Source organism: Streptomyces sp. NPDC005784 (genome assembly GCF_042871525.1).
Classification (GTDB): Bacteria; Actinomycetota; Actinomycetes; order Streptomycetales; family Streptomycetaceae; genus Streptomyces.
In genome coordinates this window covers 439,107-454,353 of sequence record NZ_JBIAIQ010000002.1, presented here as the reverse complement: position 1 = coordinate 454,353, position 15,247 = coordinate 439,107, and the positions used below count along the sequence as shown (strand labels likewise).

The following is a 15,247-nucleotide window of genomic DNA, read 5'->3' as shown; positions in this document are numbered from 1 at the left end:
CGGGGAACACCCGAAACACCACGCTGGGGGAGGTCGGCGAACGACCATGCACGTCACGCATCTGTCGCTGGCCGACTACCGCTCGTACGCCCGGGTAGAGGTGCCGCTCGACCCGGGCGTCACCGCGTTCGTGGGTCCCAACGGACAGGGCAAGACGAACCTGGTCGAGGCCGTCGGCTATCTCGCGACCCTCGGCAGCCACCGCGTCTCCTCCGACGCGCCGCTCGTCCGCATGGGCGCCGACCGGGCGATCATCCGGGCCAACGTCCGCCAGGGAGAGCGCCAGCAGCTCATCGAGCTGGAGCTGAACCCCGGCAAGGCCAATCGCGCCCGCATCAACAGGTCCTCCCAGGTCAGACCCCGTGACGTGCTCGGCATCGTACGGACCGTCCTGTTCGCGCCCGAGGACCTCGCCCTGGTCAAGGGCGACCCCGGAGAGCGACGCCGGTTCCTCGACGAACTGATCACCGCCCGCTCACCGCGCATGGCGGGCGTCCGATCCGACTACGACCGGGTCCTCAAGCAGCGCAACACCCTCCTGAAGTCGGCCGCGCTGGCCCGCCGGCACGGCGGTCGCACCATGGACCTGTCCACGCTCGAAGTGTGGGACCAGCACCTCGCGCGCGTGGGTGCCGAACTGCTGGCCCAGCGGCTCGACCTGGTCGCCGCGATCCAGCCGCTGGCCGACAAGGCCTACGAGCAGCTGGCGCCCGGCGGCGGGCCCGTCGCCCTGGAGTACAAGGCGTCCTCGCCCGGCATCGTGGGCCATGCCCGGGAGGAGCTCTTCGCGCAGCTGATGGCCGCCATGGAAGAGGCCCGCAAGCCGGAGATCGAGCGCGGTGTGACCCTCGTAGGGCCCCATCGGGACGATCTGGTGCTCAGACTCGGTCAGCTGCCCGCCAAGGGATACGCCTCCCACGGCGAGTCCTGGTCGTACGCGCTGGCGCTGCGCCTGGCCTCGTACGACCTGCTCAGGGCCGAGGGCAATGAGCCGGTGCTGGTCCTCGACGATGTCTTCGCGGAGCTGGACACCCGCAGGCGCGAGCGCCTCGCGGAGCTTGTCGCGCCCGGCGAGCAGGTGCTCGTGACGGCCGCCGTGGACGACGACGTACCGGGTGTTCTGGCCGGGACGCGGTACGCCGTGTCCGACGGCACGGTGGAGCGCGTATGACGGAGAACACATCGGGAACGGGTGCCGAGGGTTCGTCCGGCGCCGCATCCCCGAGGAAGACCCCCGAGCCGTCCGGCGTCGACCTCGCGCGCGTGGCGCTTCGCGCCGCGAAGGAGCAGGCACGCGCGCGTGGGGACGCGGCCCAGCAGAAGAAACAGGCGCGGCGCGGCGGCGGTCTGCGCTCCGGCTCGGGTGCCGACGGACGCGACCCCATGGCGCTCGGTGCCGCCATCAACCGGCTGCTCAGCGAGCGCGGCTGGGAGGCCCCGGCCGCGGTGGGCGGTGTGATGGGCCGGTGGCCGCAGATCGTCGGCGACGACCTGGCCAAGCACTGCGTTCCGCTGCGCTACGACGACGACCCGGCCGAGCGGGTGCTGACGGTGCAGTGCGACTCGACCGCCTGGGCGACCCAGCTGCGCCTGCTGGCACCGCAGTTGGTCGCGCGGCTGAACGAGGACCTCGGCCACGGCACGGTGCGCCTGCTCAAGGTCCAGGGGCCGACGGGCCCCCCGCGCCGCTACGGTCCTCTGCGCGCCCCGGGCAGCACGGGGCCCGGCGACACCTACGGATGACCCCCGGCCCCGCCGACCACGACGGGCCGGGCCCGCGGACGCCGCTCACCCTTGGCGATGACCGGCGTCGAGATACATGTGGACGACGCCCACACCGTCGACGGGGCCGTCGGCTTCCTGATCCTGACGGATTCCGGGGCGCCTGCCGCGCGGGTCCTGGCTGCGGGTGATCTTGACCCAGAACAGTTCGCCACCGCGACAGGCCGTCGGACGCGGCGAGTCGGGCGGCGCCCGGCCGCCGACCCCGGTGATCGTGACCACGCCGAGCCGCGGATCCAGCCGACAGCGAACGAATTCGGACCCTTGCTCGCGGCAGAGCCGGGCCCTGTCGCGCCCGCGATCGGGGTGGACGTGGCCGCCGTACGTCGGAGGCGGCGACCGCTCGCCGCGCGTTCGATCCCTTCGCCGACCCCACTCGCGGGTGACTCGCTGTTCTCTCAGGTCCGGCGGGGACGGCGGCCTGTGGGTCGCGCCGCATCTTGCCGACCCTGCCGGTCGATCTGAAAAACCATCGATCGCCCCTGGTCAGAGGCATATCAGGCGCTGCCTGGAGAACTCCGCGGCTGCTCGGAAGGACGCCTTTCGACCGGCATCGGTCGACCGCCGCGGGTAACCGCACGCAAAGGCGAGCATCGACCTGACTCGTCAGTAGCCAAGGGTTGACACCCCGAAGCGCTGAGTGCCGCTGTAAGCCTCTTTGGGCCCTGGTCCGCATATGGGGAGTCGGACGAGACCGGTTCAGGGCGGCACATGCGGACTCAGGTACCGGCAAACCCCCATCACTGTCGGCGCTACCGGTAGACTGGAAGCTAATCCCGCCCCACTAGTGGGACGCACCGAGCAACGCTGACCAAGGCTTACCAACGCAACACGCCGCAGCCGCTCCGGCCACCCGCCGGGAGTTCGGCTTGTGCTGTGCCAGAAAGGGCGCTTCGTGGCCGATTCCGGCAACCCCAACGAGAACATCCCGTCCACCGACATCGGCGCAAACGGCGAGGTCACGGCCTCGTACGACGCCAGTGCCATCACCGTCCTCGAGGGTCTGGACGCGGTCCGCAAGCGACCCGGTATGTACATCGGTTCGACCGGTGAGCGTGGACTCCACCACCTCGTGTACGAGGTGGTGGACAACTCGGTCGACGAGGCGCTCGCCGGCCACGCGGACACGATCGACATCACGATCCTTCCGGACGGCGGCGTACGCGTCGTCGACAACGGCCGTGGCATCCCGGTGGGCATCGTCGCGTCCGAGGGCAAGCCGGCCCTCGAGGTCGTGCTGACCGTGCTGCACGCGGGCGGCAAGTTCGGCGGCGGCGGCTACGCGGTCTCCGGTGGTCTGCACGGCGTCGGCGTCTCCGTCGTGAACGCCCTGTCGAGCAAGATCTCCGTCGAGGTCAAGACGGACGGCCACCGGTGGACGCAGGATTACAAGCTGGGCGTCCCGACGGCTCCCCTCTCCCAGCACGAGGCCACGGACGAGACCGGCACGTCGGTCACCTTCTGGGCCGACGCGGACATCTTCGAGACCACGGAGTACTCCTTCGAGACGCTCTCGCGGCGCTTCCAGGAGATGGCGTTCCTCAACAAGGGTTTGACGATCAAACTCACTGATGAGCGCGATTCGGCGAAGGCCGTTGCCGGGGCGGACGAGGCGGGCGCCGACGAGAAGGACGAAGTCAAGACCGTCACGTACCACTACGAAGGCGGCATCGTCGACTTCGTGAAGTACCTCAACTCCCGCAAGGGAGAAGCGGTGCACCCCACCGTCATCGACCTCGAAGCCGAGGACAAGGACAAGAGCCTGTCCCTCGAGGTCGCGATGCAGTGGAACAGCGGCTACAGCGAGGGCGTGTACTCCTTCGCCAACATCATCCACACCCACGAGGGCGGTACGCACGAGGAGGGCTTCCGTGCGGCGCTGACCTCGCTCATCAACAAGTACGCGCGCGACAAGAAGCTGCTTCGCGAGAAGGACGACAACCTCACGGGCGACGACATCCGCGAGGGTCTGACCGCGATCATCTCGGTCAAGCTGAGCGAGCCTCAGTTCGAGGGCCAGACCAAGACCAAACTGGGCAACACGGAGGCGAAGACCTTCGTCCAGAAGGCGGTCTACGAGCACCTCAACGACTGGCTGGACCGCAACCCGGTCGAGGCCGCGGACATCATCCGCAAGTCCATCCAGGCGGCCACCGCGCGCGTGGCGGCCCGCAAGGCGCGTGACCTCACCCGCCGCAAGGGCCTTCTGGAGTCGGCGTCCCTGCCGGGCAAGCTCTCCGACTGCCAGTCGAACGACCCCATCAAGTGCGAGATCTTCATCGTCGAGGGTGACTCCGCCGGTGGCTCGGCCAAGTCCGGCCGCAATCCGCAGTACCAGGCGATCCTCCCGATCCGGGGAAAGATCCTCAACGTCGAGAAGGCGCGGATCGACAAGATCCTGCAGAACCAGGAGATCCAGGCACTGATCTCCGCCTTCGGCACCGGAGTCCACGAGGACTTCGACATCGCGAAGCTCCGCTATCACAAGATCATTCTGATGGCGGACGCCGACGTCGACGGCCAGCACATCAACACCCTGCTGCTGACCTTCCTGTTCCGCTTCATGCGGCCGCTGGTAGAGGCAGGGCACGTCTTCCTGTCCCGCCCGCCGCTGTACAAGATCAAGTGGGGTCGGGACGACTTCGAGTACGCGTACTCGGACCGTGAGCGCGACGCGCTGATCGAGCTCGGCCGCCAGGCGGGCAAGCGCGTCCGCGAGGACTCGATCCAGCGCTTCAAGGGTCTCGGTGAGATGAACGCCGAGGAACTGCGCATCACGACCATGGACCAGGAGCACCGCGTGCTCGGCCAGGTCACGCTCGACGACGCCGCCCAGGCCGACGACCTGTTCTCGGTCCTCATGGGCGAGGACGTCGAGGCGCGCCGCGCGTTCATCCAGCGCAATGCCAAGGACGTCCGCTTCCTCGACATCTGAGTCGGTCTCAGCTGACCGCGTCAGAAAGGATCTTCACCAGCAATGACCGACGAGAACACACCGAGCAATCCTGAAGCGGGCGACATCGCCATGCGTATCGAGCCCGTCGGGCTCGAGACCGAGATGCAGCGCTCGTACCTCGACTACGCGATGTCCGTCATCGTGTCGCGCGCGCTGCCCGACGTGCGGGACGGTCTCAAGCCCGTCCACCGCCGCGTCCTGTACGCGATGTACGACGGCGGCTACCGGCCCGAGAAGGGCTTCTACAAGTGCGCCCGCGTCGTCGGCGACGTCATGGGCACCTACCACCCGCACGGCGACTCCTCGATCTACGACGCGCTGGTCCGTCTCGCGCAGCCGTGGTCGATGCGGATGCCGCTGGTGGACTCCAACGGCAACTTCGGATCTCCCGGCAACGACCCGGCCGCCGCCATGCGGTACACCGAGTGCAAGCTGAAGCCGCTGTCCATGGAGATGGTCCGCGACATCGACGAGGAGACCGTCGATTTCACGGACAACTACGACGGCCGCAACCAGGAGCCGACCGTCCTGCCGGCCCGCTTCCCGAACCTGCTGATCAACGGCTCGGCGGGCATCGCGGTCGGTATGGCCACCAACATCCCGCCGCACAACCTGCGCGAGGTCGCGGCCGGCGCCCAGTGGTACCTGGAGAACCCCGAGGCCTCCCACGAGGAGCTCCTGGACGCCCTGATCGAGCGCATCAAGGGCCCCGATTTCCCGAGTGGCGCCCTGGTGGTGGGCCGCAAGGGCATCGAGGAGGCGTACCGCACGGGCCGTGGCTCCATCACGATGCGCGCGGTCGTCGACGTCGAGGAGATCCAGAACCGCCAGTGCCTGGTGGTCACCGAACTCCCGTACCAGGTCAACCCCGACAACCTCGCCCAGAAGATCGCCGACCTGGTCAAGGACGGCAAGGTCGGCGGCATCGCGGACGTACGGGACGAGACCAGCTCCCGCACCGGCCAGCGGCTCGTGATCGTGCTCAAGAGGGACGCCGTCGCCAAGGTCGTCCTGAACAACCTCTACAAGCACACCGATCTGCAGACGAACTTCGGCGCGAACATGCTGGCGCTCGTCGACGGTGTGCCGCGCACCCTCTCCCTGGACGCGTTCATCCGCCACTGGGTGACGCACCAGATCGAGGTCATCGTCCGGCGGACGAAGTTCCGGCTCCGCAAGGCCGAGGAGCGAGCGCACATCCTGCGCGGCCTCCTGAAGGCCCTGGACGCCATCGACGAGGTCATCGCGCTCATCCGGCGCAGCGACACCGTGGAGATCGCGCGTGAGGGCCTGATGGGCCTCCTGGAGATCGACGAGATCCAGGCCAACGCGATCCTCGAGATGCAGCTGCGCCGACTGGCCGCACTGGAGCGCCAGAAGATCGTCCAGGAGCACGACGAGCTCCAGGCCAAGATCCGCGAGTACAACGAGATCCTCGCCTCGCCGGTGCGTCAGCGCGGCATCATCAGCGAGGAGCTCGCCGCGATCGTCGAGAAGTTCGGCGACGACCGCCGCTCCAAGCTGGTGCCCTTCGACGGTGACATGTCCATCGAGGACCTGATCGCCGAAGAGGACATCGTCGTCACCATCACGCGCGGCGGCTACATCAAGCGCACCAAGACGGAGGACTACCGCTCGCAGAAGCGGGGCGGCAAGGGCGTCCGCGGCACGAAGCTGAAGCAGGACGACATCGTCGACCACTTCTTCGTGTCGACGACGCACCACTGGCTGCTGTTCTTCACGAACAAGGGCCGTGTCTACCGCGCCAAGGCCTACGAGCTCCCGGACGCCGGCCGTGACGCGCGTGGACAGCACGTCGCCAACCTGCTGGCCTTCCAGCCGGACGAGGCGATCGCCGAGATCCTCGCGATCCGCGACTACGAGGCGGCGCCCTACCTGGTGCTGGCCACGAAGGGCGGACTGGTCAAGAAGACGCCGCTCAAGGATTACGATTCGCCCCGCGCGGGCGGCGTCATCGCGATCAACCTTCGGGAGACGGAGGACGGATCCGACGACGAACTGATCGGAGCCGAACTCGTATCCGCCGAGGACGATCTGCTCCTGATCAGCAAGAAGGCGCAGTCGATCAGGTTCACTGCGACGGATGACGCTTTGCGACCGATGGGCCGTGCGACCTCGGGCGTCAAGGGCATGAGCTTCCGCGAGAGCGACGAGCTGCTCTCGATGAATGTTGTTCGACCCGGTACGTTCGTGTTCACTGCCACAGACGGTGGGTACGCGAAGCGGACCGCCGTCGACGAGTACCGCGTCCAGGGTCGCGGCGGCCTCGGTATCAAGGCCGCCAAGATCGTCGAGGACCGCGGCTCCCTCGTCGGCGCGCTTGTGGTCGAGGAGACCGATGAGATCCTCGCCATCACACTGTCCGGTGGTGTGATTCGTACGCGAGTCAACGAGGTCAGGGAGACGGGCCGTGACACCATGGGCGTCCAACTGATCAACCTGGGCAAGCGCGATGCCGTGGTCGGCATCGCTCGTAACGCCGAGGCCGGTCGTGAGGCGGAGGAAGTCGACGGCGACGACGCCGTGGACGAGACCGCCGAAGCCGTCGAGGCCATCGGTACGGAAGAGGGCGAGCCGTCCTCGGCCGAGTAGCGCGAGGAGTGAGTCGTCGTGAGCGGAGCCACGGGCGCCGGATCGACCGGTACGGAAACGGACGGCGGCCGTGGCACCGCCATGGAAGAGACTGACTCCCATGACTCTCATGGATCCCAGGGGGGAACTGTGACGGACACCCGAGGCCAGCAGGCCCAGCAGTACGCGGGCGGGCAGGCGGCCCCGGTCGGGGCGCCTGTGACCCCGAGCGCGCCGCCGGTATCGCCCCCGGCGGCGGCATCGCCGCTGCCGGGCGAGCGGCAGGGGCAGCAGCCCGCGCAGCAGCCCTACCACCCTCCGCAGGCGTATCCGGCGCAGCCGCCGTCGGGCGCGGTCCGCCGTCCGCGCACCGGTGCGCGGACGACTCCGCGGACGCGCAAGGCGCGGCTGCGGGTGGCCAAGGCCGACCCGTGGTCGGTGATGAAGGTCAGTTTCCTGCTCTCCATCGCGCTCGGCATCTGCACGATCGTGGCGGCCGCGGTGCTGTGGATGGTCATGGACGCGATGGGCGTCTTCTCGACCGTCGGCGGCACGATCTCCGAAGCGACGGGCTCGAACGAGTCCAACGGCTTCGACCTGCAGTCGTTCCTCTCGCTCCCGCACGTCCTGCTGTTCACGTCGATCATCGCGGTCATCGACGTGGTCCTCGCGACCGCCCTGGCGACCCTCGGAGCGTTCATCTACAACCTCTCCGCCGGCTTCGTCGGCGGCGTCGAGCTGACCCTCGCCGAGGACGAGTGAGGGTCCGTTCAAACGCCCTCTGACTATCGATTTTGGGACTGGCCGCGTCGTGCGCTAATCTTCAGAGGTCAGCGCGCGGGACACACACCGCAAAGCGCGGCGGGGCTATAGCTCAGTTGGTTAGAGCGCATCCCTGATAAGGATGAGGCCACAGGTTCAAATCCTGTTAGCCCCACAGCATGAAGACCCTCAACCGTTCGCGGTTGGGGGTCTTTGCGTTTCCCGTGGGGCCCTTCGCGAGGGTGAGAGTGCCGTGGCGAACCTTTGTCATGTGGTGGGCCTTGCGGTGAAGGCGCCGACGGTCGTGGCACACAGACGGTCGGGGGACAGACGGGGCGGTCGTGGCACGCCGGCGATCGTGACGCGCTGGCGTCCTGCCGAAGAAGCCGGTGCACGAGGCGCGGAGGAAGGCCCCGAGCGGCGCAACGTCGAAGGCCCGGCAACTCTTCCGAGTCGCCGGGCCTTTGCCCTGGGTGCTTTGTACGCAAGTTCGCCGCTACGTCAGGGTGTCTGTGAGGGGTTACGCGTCGAGGGGGGTTACGGGTTTCGGATACGCGAAAGACCGCGTGAAGGGGCAGGCGCCTGAGGAGAAGGGGCCGGGGACCGCGAGGCTTGAGGAACGGCCGGGACTGTGAAGTCCGAGGAACGGTTGGGACTGCGAAGTCCGGGGACCGCCGGACCGTGCAGTCCGAGGAACGGCCGGGGCCGCGAGGTTCAAGGAGGGGTCAAGGGCCGTGGGCCAGGGAGTGACCAGGGGCCGCGCGGCTCGGGAAGTGGCCGGGGACGGTTTCCTGTGCTTTTTCGTCCGTACCGACTCTCGTACGGTGCTTCCCGCCCGTCTCGGTGCTCTTCTCAGCGCTGGAGCGGTACAGCGGGCGTGAGGGCTCCCAGGGGCTCCGTGCCGGGCGCTGCGAGGATCTCGGGCCCGGAACAGGTCTCGGGGCCCGCAAGGCCTTCCAGGCCGCCGAGAGCGGCGGGGTCCGCCGTGTCGCCGTCCGCCGGTGCGCGGTGGCGGCAGCTCGGCGAGGAGCCGTGAGCCTCGGCGCGGATGCGTTGCTTCATCGTGGGGGGCAGGGCCTGACTGTGGGACGAGGCCCGGGCGGCCATCGCCGGGGTCGTCGCCGTGGTCTCGGTGTTGCGGGCCGGACCGGCCTGCGGTACCGCGGCGGCCACGGTGGTCGTGATGAGTCCGAGCGTCGTGCACAGCGCCAGGAAGGCGGTGACGATCGCGGTCCACAGCTTCATGACCTTGTTCTGGGTCACGGCCCCTCACTTTCGGGTCGGGCGATTTGCGTACTTTCCTCATGATGTGTATGAGGGCCGCGAAGTGGTGGACCCGGACCCGTGGCGCGTTGATGTTCAGATGAACACCACCCGGATGGCCGCAAGTGATCTGGTAAGTCCGTAGATGCCAATAAAAGTCACTTTCTGTGGCATGTGATCACCCCGAGATCGGAGGGGTCGCATCTCGTTCCATCGCCGTGCGCGGGGCCGCAGTTGAGGGCCTATCCAGGTCACCGATCGATATCGGTCGGTGTGTATAGTCGGGCGCCAGAAGTCCCCTACGTCAACGAAAGACGAGGTCGCGCGGTGAAGAAGCTTCTCCTGGTCGCACTGGCCGCCATCGGCGGGCTCCTCGTGTACCGCCAGATCCAGGCGGATCGCGCCGAGCAGGATCTGTGGACGGAGGCGACTGACTCCGTGCCCACGGGTTCGTGAGTACAGACAACAGTCTCGGAGCAGACCCCGGCCGCCTCGCGGTCGGGGTTTTGTGTTTCCCGGAGCCCCGCCGGCCCACGGAGGCAAGCGAAGTGGTTGCACGGGCGACCGCGGCGGCCGCACGGCCGCTCCCTTTCGGCCGCTCCCACTGATAGCCGGGGTGTCGCGGTGACCGACGAGGCAGGATGGTCCGCGCCAGGGGGCTACGACGAGGGGTGGCGCGTGATGGGGCGGCGCACGGAGGGCCGGCGGGCCGAGAGCCGGTGTGCGAGGACGTGGCACGGCCGGATGCTCGTGGCCGCGGCAGCGGCGGCCACCCTGTGCGTGGCCCTCGCACCCGCGGGCCGGGCCGCCACAGCCGCCGCTCCCGCGGCGGCCGATGCGCGGACCACCGACGAAGACGCGAGGACGGCCGCCGACGGTACGTCCGGGCCGTACGCCTTCGCCGCGGACGCCACCACCGTCAAGGGCACGGCGGACACGACCGACTCCGTACGGCTCGAGCCGGGCCGCACGTACAAGAGCTCCGTCGGAGCTGCGGGAAGGGGCGGCAGGCTCTACTACCGTCTTGAACTGGACGCCGTCTCCAACGCGTACATCGCCGCCACCGCCGTCCCCGGGCCCGGCGCGACGGTCTCCTACTCGGACGGCCTCAAGGTCTCCCTGCAGGACGGCAACGGCCGCAACTGTTCCTTCTCCGGCACCGTCCACTTCGGGGCCACCCAGAGCCCGCACCCCATCACCGCCTGGGCGTCCCGTGAAACGAGCGGCAAGCAGTACGCCTGCCAGACGGCGGGAACGTACTACGTGGTCGTCGAACGCACCGGAGCGGCGGGGACGACGAGCGGTACGACGGGTTCGGCCGCCCTGGCGCCTTCCTCGGCCCGCGCGTGGGACCTGGAGCTCAGCTATGTGTCGGAGCCGACCCTGAAGACGGCGTCCGGTTCGACGAGCGCGCCGGAAGTCTGGAACTCCGCGTCGCCCGACGCCCTCGTGGGGGCGGCGAAGCGCCGCAGTGGCGGCGCCGGGTTCAGCGGGGCCGTCCCGCTCGGGCAGGGAGTCTGGAAGGACGACATCAGCCCGGGGCAGACCCGCTTCTACAAGGTGCCGGTCGACTGGGGACAGCAGTTCTACGCCACCGCGGACCTGGGCAGTTCGAACCGTGGCCAGGGCTATATGGGCACCGCCCTCGTCATGTCCCTCTACAACCCCGTACGCGGCTTCGTCGACGACGTCGGCTCCGGATACGACGGCAGCCAGCGCTCCGCCGCGCTCGACCCGCTTCCTCCCGTCGCCTACAAGAACCGCTACGGCCTCAACGACCATGTGAGCGGGATGCGGTTCGCCGGTTCCTACTACCTCGTGGTCCATCTCGCCGCACAGGTCGCCGACCATTTCGGCGAGGGGCCGTTCGGGCTGACACTGCGGGTGCGCGTGACCGGAACGGCACAGGCGGGGCCTGCCTATGCGGGGCGGGCGACGCCCCGGGACGTGTTCGCTGTTCCGGCGGGGGACTCCGACCACGCGGCCGACGACGGCGCGGCGGGCACCGGGGACGCCGGCAGCGGTGACGCCGGCCGGAGCGGCACCATGAAACTGGTCGCCGCGGGTGGCATCGGCACGGGAAGCCTGCTGATGCTGACGCTCGGAATGTGGACCGTGCTCGCTCGCCGCCGTGCGGTGCGGAGCCTCGGGCCCGCACCGGAGGACGCGGACACGGCCTCGGCCTCGCTGCCCGCAGCGGCGCCGACGTCGGCGCAGACGTCCGCGCCTTGGGAGCACGGGGCGACACGAGGCTGGTAGCTCTTCTCGCTCGGACCACGGATCGGGCCGGGCAGGACAGGTCAGGGCGGGACAGAGCAGGGCTTCTCTGGCGGGCTTCGCGGTCGGTCGCGACCGGGTTCGCTCCCGCCTCCCCTCAGGCTTGGGCCAGAGCCCAGAACCCCACCGCGAAACAGGCCAGAGCGAGCAGCAGCATCGGCACCGCGACCTTGGCGGGCGGCCCCGGACGCGGCCGTGCGCGCCTGCCTCGGCGTTCCGGAACCGGGGGCGGAACCTGAACGGACCGAGCGGTGTACGAAGCGGTGGAGGCGTACGCGTGCTGCGGCATCGCGGCGGACGGGGTCGGCGGCAGATGGGGGGAGCGCCCCTGCGCAGGAATGGGCGCGGTCGGGGGAGTGGGCGTCGGGGTCGGGTCGAACGGCGGGGGGTAGAGCGGGGCGGACGTCGGCAGCGGGAGCGGAACCGCGGTGGGGGGAGTGGGCGCCTGCGCCTCCGGCCAGGCCTGCTGGGGCGGCTGCGGCTGCTGCTGTGGGTACTGGGGCTGGTGAAGGGGAGGCTCGGCCGATGGTTGTCGCTGGGAGCCGGTACCGGCCGCGGAGTGCGGCGGCGGCAGATGGAAGCTGCCGGTGTCCGACATCGAGGACGGCTGGGGAGAGGTCCCGAGGGCGGGGTCCTGAGGTGTGTCGTCGGGGGCGGTAAGAGGTCGAGCGTCCTCGGGGACGGACCGGGCCGATACGCCGTCGAGGCCGGTCAGGGGTCGCACGCGCCCGCGGTCGGACTCAACTCCCGCTTCCCCGGAGGCGGGTTGAGACCGTACGCCGTCCTGGGCGGGCCACTGTCCCACGGAACCCTCGGCAGATCCCTGCTCCACGTCAGTGGGACGGGATTCCGGGAGTACGCCCCCGGTACCGAGGTCGCGATACCCGCCCCCGGCGCCGGGACCAGGCCGGACGCCCCCCGGAACGGACCCCTGCGGCCCCCGCGTCCCCGAGCCGGGTCCGGGGCCGGATCCCTCACCGGGATTGGGCACGGAAGCCGAGGCAGGAAAAGCGCCCGGGCCTGTTGAGCTGTGCCTCGAACCGGAGTTGGGGCCGAAGCCGGAGTCGGAGCCGACTCCGAAGTTGAAGTCGGAGTCGGAGTCGGAACCAAGGCCAAGGTCGGCGCCAAGGTCGAAGCCTGATCCGGAGTTCGAGTCGGAGTCGAGTCCGGGGTGGGCGGCCGTGGTGTCCGGGTGTCCGCGGGAGGACAGAGTTCGTGGACTCACTTGCGAAGCGTTTCCAGGCTCCAGAGGCCCCGCCGGACCGAACCCCTCGGGCAGTGGCCCGAGTTGGTCGAAGACCTCGATCAGTTCGTCGTCGGGTCCGGGCTCGGGCAGCAACTCGACGGCCGCGGCAAGGGCCTTGCGCGCTCCTGTGGCGGTGCGGAAGCGAGCGCGCGGATCCGGCTGGAGGAGCATCGCCACGACCTGCCACAGAGGCTCGGGTATCCCCCGCGGGGCGGCCGGCGTCCCGTGCTCGGCGAAGTACTCGATCAGTGCCTTGGCGTCGGGCTTGGTGCCTTCCAGGAGGTACAGGGCGACCAGGCCCACGGCGAACAGGTCGGCGGGAAAATCGGGTTCGGAGCCCAGCATCTGCTCGGGTGCGAAGTAACCCGGCGTCCCCACCACGTAGTTGGTCTCGGTGAGCCGTGGTTCGCCGAGCCGCATGGCGATGCCGAAGTCGGACAGCCGCAACCGCGGCCGGGCCGTGCCGGACGCTTCGAGGAGCACGTTGGCGGGCTTGATGTCGCGGTGCACGACCCCTTCCGCGTGCACGGCGGCGAGACCCGCGAGGAGCTGGTCGATCAGGGTGCAGACGAACGAGGGAGGCAGCGGGCCGTAGTCGTTGACCAGGTGGACCAGGGAGCCCCCGGCGACCAGATCCATGGTGAACAGGACCTTGTCGTCGTCGGCGGCCCAGCTCGCGGGAGCCAGGACATGAGGATGGTCGATCCGCAGCGCCTGTTCCCGCACGAACCGCAGCAGGGCGTGCGCGTCGCTCTGCTGGAGCACCTTGGCGGCCACATAGCGGCGCCGCCGGTGGTCCCAGGCGCGCCACACCGCACCGACTCCCCCGCGCCCGATCGGGTCGACCAGTTCGTACCGGCCTGCGAAGACCTCACCCATGGTCGTACGTCGCTCCCCTTCGGCGGTCGGTCCGGAGACCTCTTCCGAGGTGCCCGGCTGCATGACGTGCGGCGGCTGGAAGGTGTCACGGCTTCCAGCGCCGGGCGGTCGGCGGCCGGGCTCGGCTCAGCTCTGGTGGGACTGGTAGTGCGCGACCGCGTCGGACGTACGGCCGGCACCGTAGACCCGGAGGAACTCTGCCAGTTCCGGGTGGGTCGGGGCGAGGGTGTCCGCCGCGTCGATGATGTCGCCGGCGGCAGCCACCGAGCGCAGCAGTGACTGGATCTCGCGGACCACCCGCTTGACCGTCGGGGCTCCCGAACTGGTCGTGGACTGCGTGGTGTTGCTGAGCACCGATCCCCCCTGGGACTTCTTGATCTCGTCCATCCGCTCGGTCGCCTCGGCGGCGCTGACGCTCCCGTCGGCGACCTGCCCCGCCAGGTCCTGCAGGAGCTGGACGCGCTGGACCACCGCGGGATTGCCGATCTTGGCCCGCTGACCGCTCATCAGCTGCGACAACATGGGCGCGGAGAGGCCCAGCACCCCGGCAAGACGCGCCTGGTTCAGACCCAGGTCCTCTATGAGCCTACGGAAGAGCGCCCCCAACGGCTCCCCGTACCAGTTCCGCTGCAGCTCCCGGGCTCTCGCGGTTGCTTCCTGCTGTGCGGCGTCCATTGCGTCTCCCCATCGCTTCCCCAAGTACCGCGGTTCGCGACAGCGAACCACGTCGAGCATCTTACGGAGAGTGGTCGTCCACGGGGACCCCCAATATTTTGCGAGATCCCGTGGCTGACCCGGTACTCTGGTCTGCGGCGCCCGTCGACAGATGGTTCTTGTGGTCGGACGCTCCTCTTACGGGGCCTTAGCTCAGTTGGTAGAGCGCTGTCTTTGCATGGCAGATGTCAGGGGTTCGACTCCCCTAGGCTCCACACCTCGAACCGGTCAGACGCCCAATAGCGGCGGCTGGCCGGTTTTCGTATGTCCCCCTTTCATCCGCGTCCGCATCCCTGGTGAGGCGGTACTTCGACGGGACGGGGCCGACACGAGTGCCATCAGTGACGTGTGTCACAGGAGAGAATTTGCAGACGTTGCACTTCTTTGCGCAAACAGGGTGGCCAGGGCGAGGGCTGTGGCTCCACTGTGCGGGCGGCCGGTGCGGCAGCGAGGGGCGGAGGGTCCGGCCGAGGCCCTTGTGTGAGCTGCTGCGCGGGCTACCGAGTGACCGGTTCGGCGCATTCCGTTAACAACATCTCCATGGATGCTGCACACGAGAACCGTTGCAAACGTCATCGCGGGCCGTGCGGGTAAATCCTCCGCAGGGAGTTCACGGCCCCTCCCGCCGACGTTCCACGTGAAACATCGCCGCGGGGGGGGGGGCCCGCCCCCACCCCCCCCCCCCGGGGGGGGGGGGGGGGGTTTATAGGGGGGGGGCGGGCGCCGCCCCCCCCGCCACCGCCGCCAGGAAAAGGACCCCGGGGGGGGGGTGCGAC

The 15,247-nt window shown here is 69.2% G+C and carries 11 protein-coding genes and 2 tRNA genes; 9 read left to right on the top strand and 4 right to left on the bottom strand.

The genetic code is table 11. The annotated features are described in order from the left end of the window. The first annotated feature begins 46 nt into the window (after positions 1 to 46). Positions 47 to 1,171 (top strand): DNA replication/repair protein RecF, encoded by a 1,125-nt coding sequence (recF, locus tag ACFYR3_RS04920; protein ID WP_389281502.1) that lies wholly within the window; start codon positions 47 to 49, stop codon positions 1,169 to 1,171. After that, entirely contained in the window at positions 1,168 to 1,743 is a 576-nt protein-coding gene (locus ACFYR3_RS04915; RefSeq protein WP_355851550.1) for a DciA family protein, read from the top strand. Before recF ends, ACFYR3_RS04915 begins: the two co-directional genes overlap by 4 nt. A gap of 45 nt (positions 1,744 to 1,788) precedes the next feature. Here ACFYR3_RS04915 and ACFYR3_RS04910 read toward each other — a convergent pair whose 3' ends face one another. Continuing rightward, positions 1,789 to 2,004 carry a hypothetical protein gene (locus tag ACFYR3_RS04910; RefSeq protein WP_355851553.1) on the bottom strand — a complete coding sequence of 72 codons (216 nt, stop codon included), beginning with the start codon at positions 2,002 to 2,004 and terminating at the stop codon, positions 1,789 to 1,791. Positions 2,005 to 2,653: 649 nt separating this feature from the next. On the opposite strand from ACFYR3_RS04910, the gene gyrB reads away from it, so the two are divergent. The 4 genes from gyrB to ACFYR3_RS04890 all read left to right on the top strand — a co-directional run bounded on the left by gyrB (position 2,654) and on the right by ACFYR3_RS04890 (position 8,267). Continuing rightward, a complete protein-coding gene (gyrB, locus tag ACFYR3_RS04905; RefSeq protein WP_355851556.1) occupies positions 2,654 to 4,717 on the top strand; it encodes a DNA topoisomerase (ATP-hydrolyzing) subunit B in 2,064 nt (687 codons plus the stop codon). Between the two features lie 42 nt (positions 4,718 to 4,759). Beyond that, positions 4,760 to 7,351: a DNA gyrase subunit A gene (gene gyrA, locus ACFYR3_RS04900; protein WP_355851559.1), complete on the top strand. Its 2,592-nt coding sequence runs from the start codon at positions 4,760 to 4,762 to the stop codon at positions 7,349 to 7,351. Between the two features lie 18 nt (positions 7,352 to 7,369). Then, entirely contained in the window at positions 7,370 to 8,092 is a 723-nt protein-coding gene (locus ACFYR3_RS04895; protein ID WP_355851562.1) for a DUF3566 domain-containing protein, read from the top strand. A 101-nt stretch (positions 8,093 to 8,193) separates the two neighbouring features. After that, a tRNA-Ile gene (locus ACFYR3_RS04890) sits at positions 8,194 to 8,267 on the top strand. A 677-nt stretch (positions 8,268 to 8,944) separates the two neighbouring features. Here the strand turns inward: ACFYR3_RS04890 and ACFYR3_RS04885 are convergent. Then, complete coding sequence (locus ACFYR3_RS04885) at positions 8,945 to 9,355, bottom strand: DUF6344 domain-containing protein (protein WP_389281499.1); 411 nt, start codon at positions 9,353 to 9,355, stop codon at positions 8,945 to 8,947. Between the two features lie 327 nt (positions 9,356 to 9,682). Between ACFYR3_RS04885 and ACFYR3_RS04880 the strand changes: the two genes are divergently transcribed. Together ACFYR3_RS04880 and ACFYR3_RS04875 are read left to right on the top strand one after the other, a co-directional pair. After that, positions 9,683 to 9,811, top strand: a complete 129-nt coding sequence (locus tag ACFYR3_RS04880; protein ID WP_003999697.1) for a DLW-39 family protein — start codon at positions 9,683 to 9,685, stop codon at positions 9,809 to 9,811. A 168-nt stretch (positions 9,812 to 9,979) separates the two neighbouring features. Further along, positions 9,980 to 11,614: a hypothetical protein gene (locus tag ACFYR3_RS04875; RefSeq protein ID WP_389281497.1), complete on the top strand. Its 1,635-nt coding sequence runs from the start codon at positions 9,980 to 9,982 to the stop codon at positions 11,612 to 11,614. A 115-nt stretch (positions 11,615 to 11,729) separates the two neighbouring features. Here the strand turns inward: ACFYR3_RS04875 and ACFYR3_RS04870 are convergent, their stop codons facing one another. Both ACFYR3_RS04870 and ACFYR3_RS04865 read right to left on the bottom strand, forming a co-directional pair. After that, a complete protein-coding gene (locus ACFYR3_RS04870; RefSeq protein WP_389281495.1) occupies positions 11,730 to 13,757 on the bottom strand; it encodes a serine/threonine-protein kinase in 2,028 nt (675 codons plus the stop codon). Between the two features lie 126 nt (positions 13,758 to 13,883). Next, complete coding sequence (locus tag ACFYR3_RS04865) at positions 13,884 to 14,432, bottom strand: transcriptional regulator (protein ID WP_037614940.1); 549 nt, start codon at positions 14,430 to 14,432, stop codon at positions 13,884 to 13,886. Between the two features lie 181 nt (positions 14,433 to 14,613). On the opposite strand from ACFYR3_RS04865, the gene ACFYR3_RS04860 reads away from it, so the two are divergent. Further along, positions 14,614 to 14,686: transfer RNA gene (locus ACFYR3_RS04860), tRNA-Ala, on the top strand. The last annotated feature ends 561 nt before the right edge of the window (positions 14,687 to 15,247 follow it).

Bases quoted from the DNA above. Each gene is read 5' to 3' on its own strand.
- recF (WP_389281502.1), top strand. From the start codon at position 47: ATGCACGTCACGCATCTGTCGCTGGCCGACTACCGCTCGTACGCCCGG.
- ACFYR3_RS04915 (WP_355851550.1), top strand. From the start codon at position 1,168: ATGACGGAGAACACATCGGGAACGGGTGCCGAGGGTTCGTCCGGCGCC.
- gyrA (WP_355851559.1), top strand. From the start codon at position 4,760: ATGACCGACGAGAACACACCGAGCAATCCTGAAGCGGGCGACATCGCC.
- ACFYR3_RS04870 (WP_389281495.1), bottom strand. From the start codon at position 13,757: ATGGGTGAGGTCTTCGCAGGCCGGTACGAACTGGTCGACCCGATCGGG.
- ACFYR3_RS04865 (WP_037614940.1), bottom strand. From the start codon at position 14,432: ATGGACGCCGCACAGCAGGAAGCAACCGCGAGAGCCCGGGAGCTGCAG.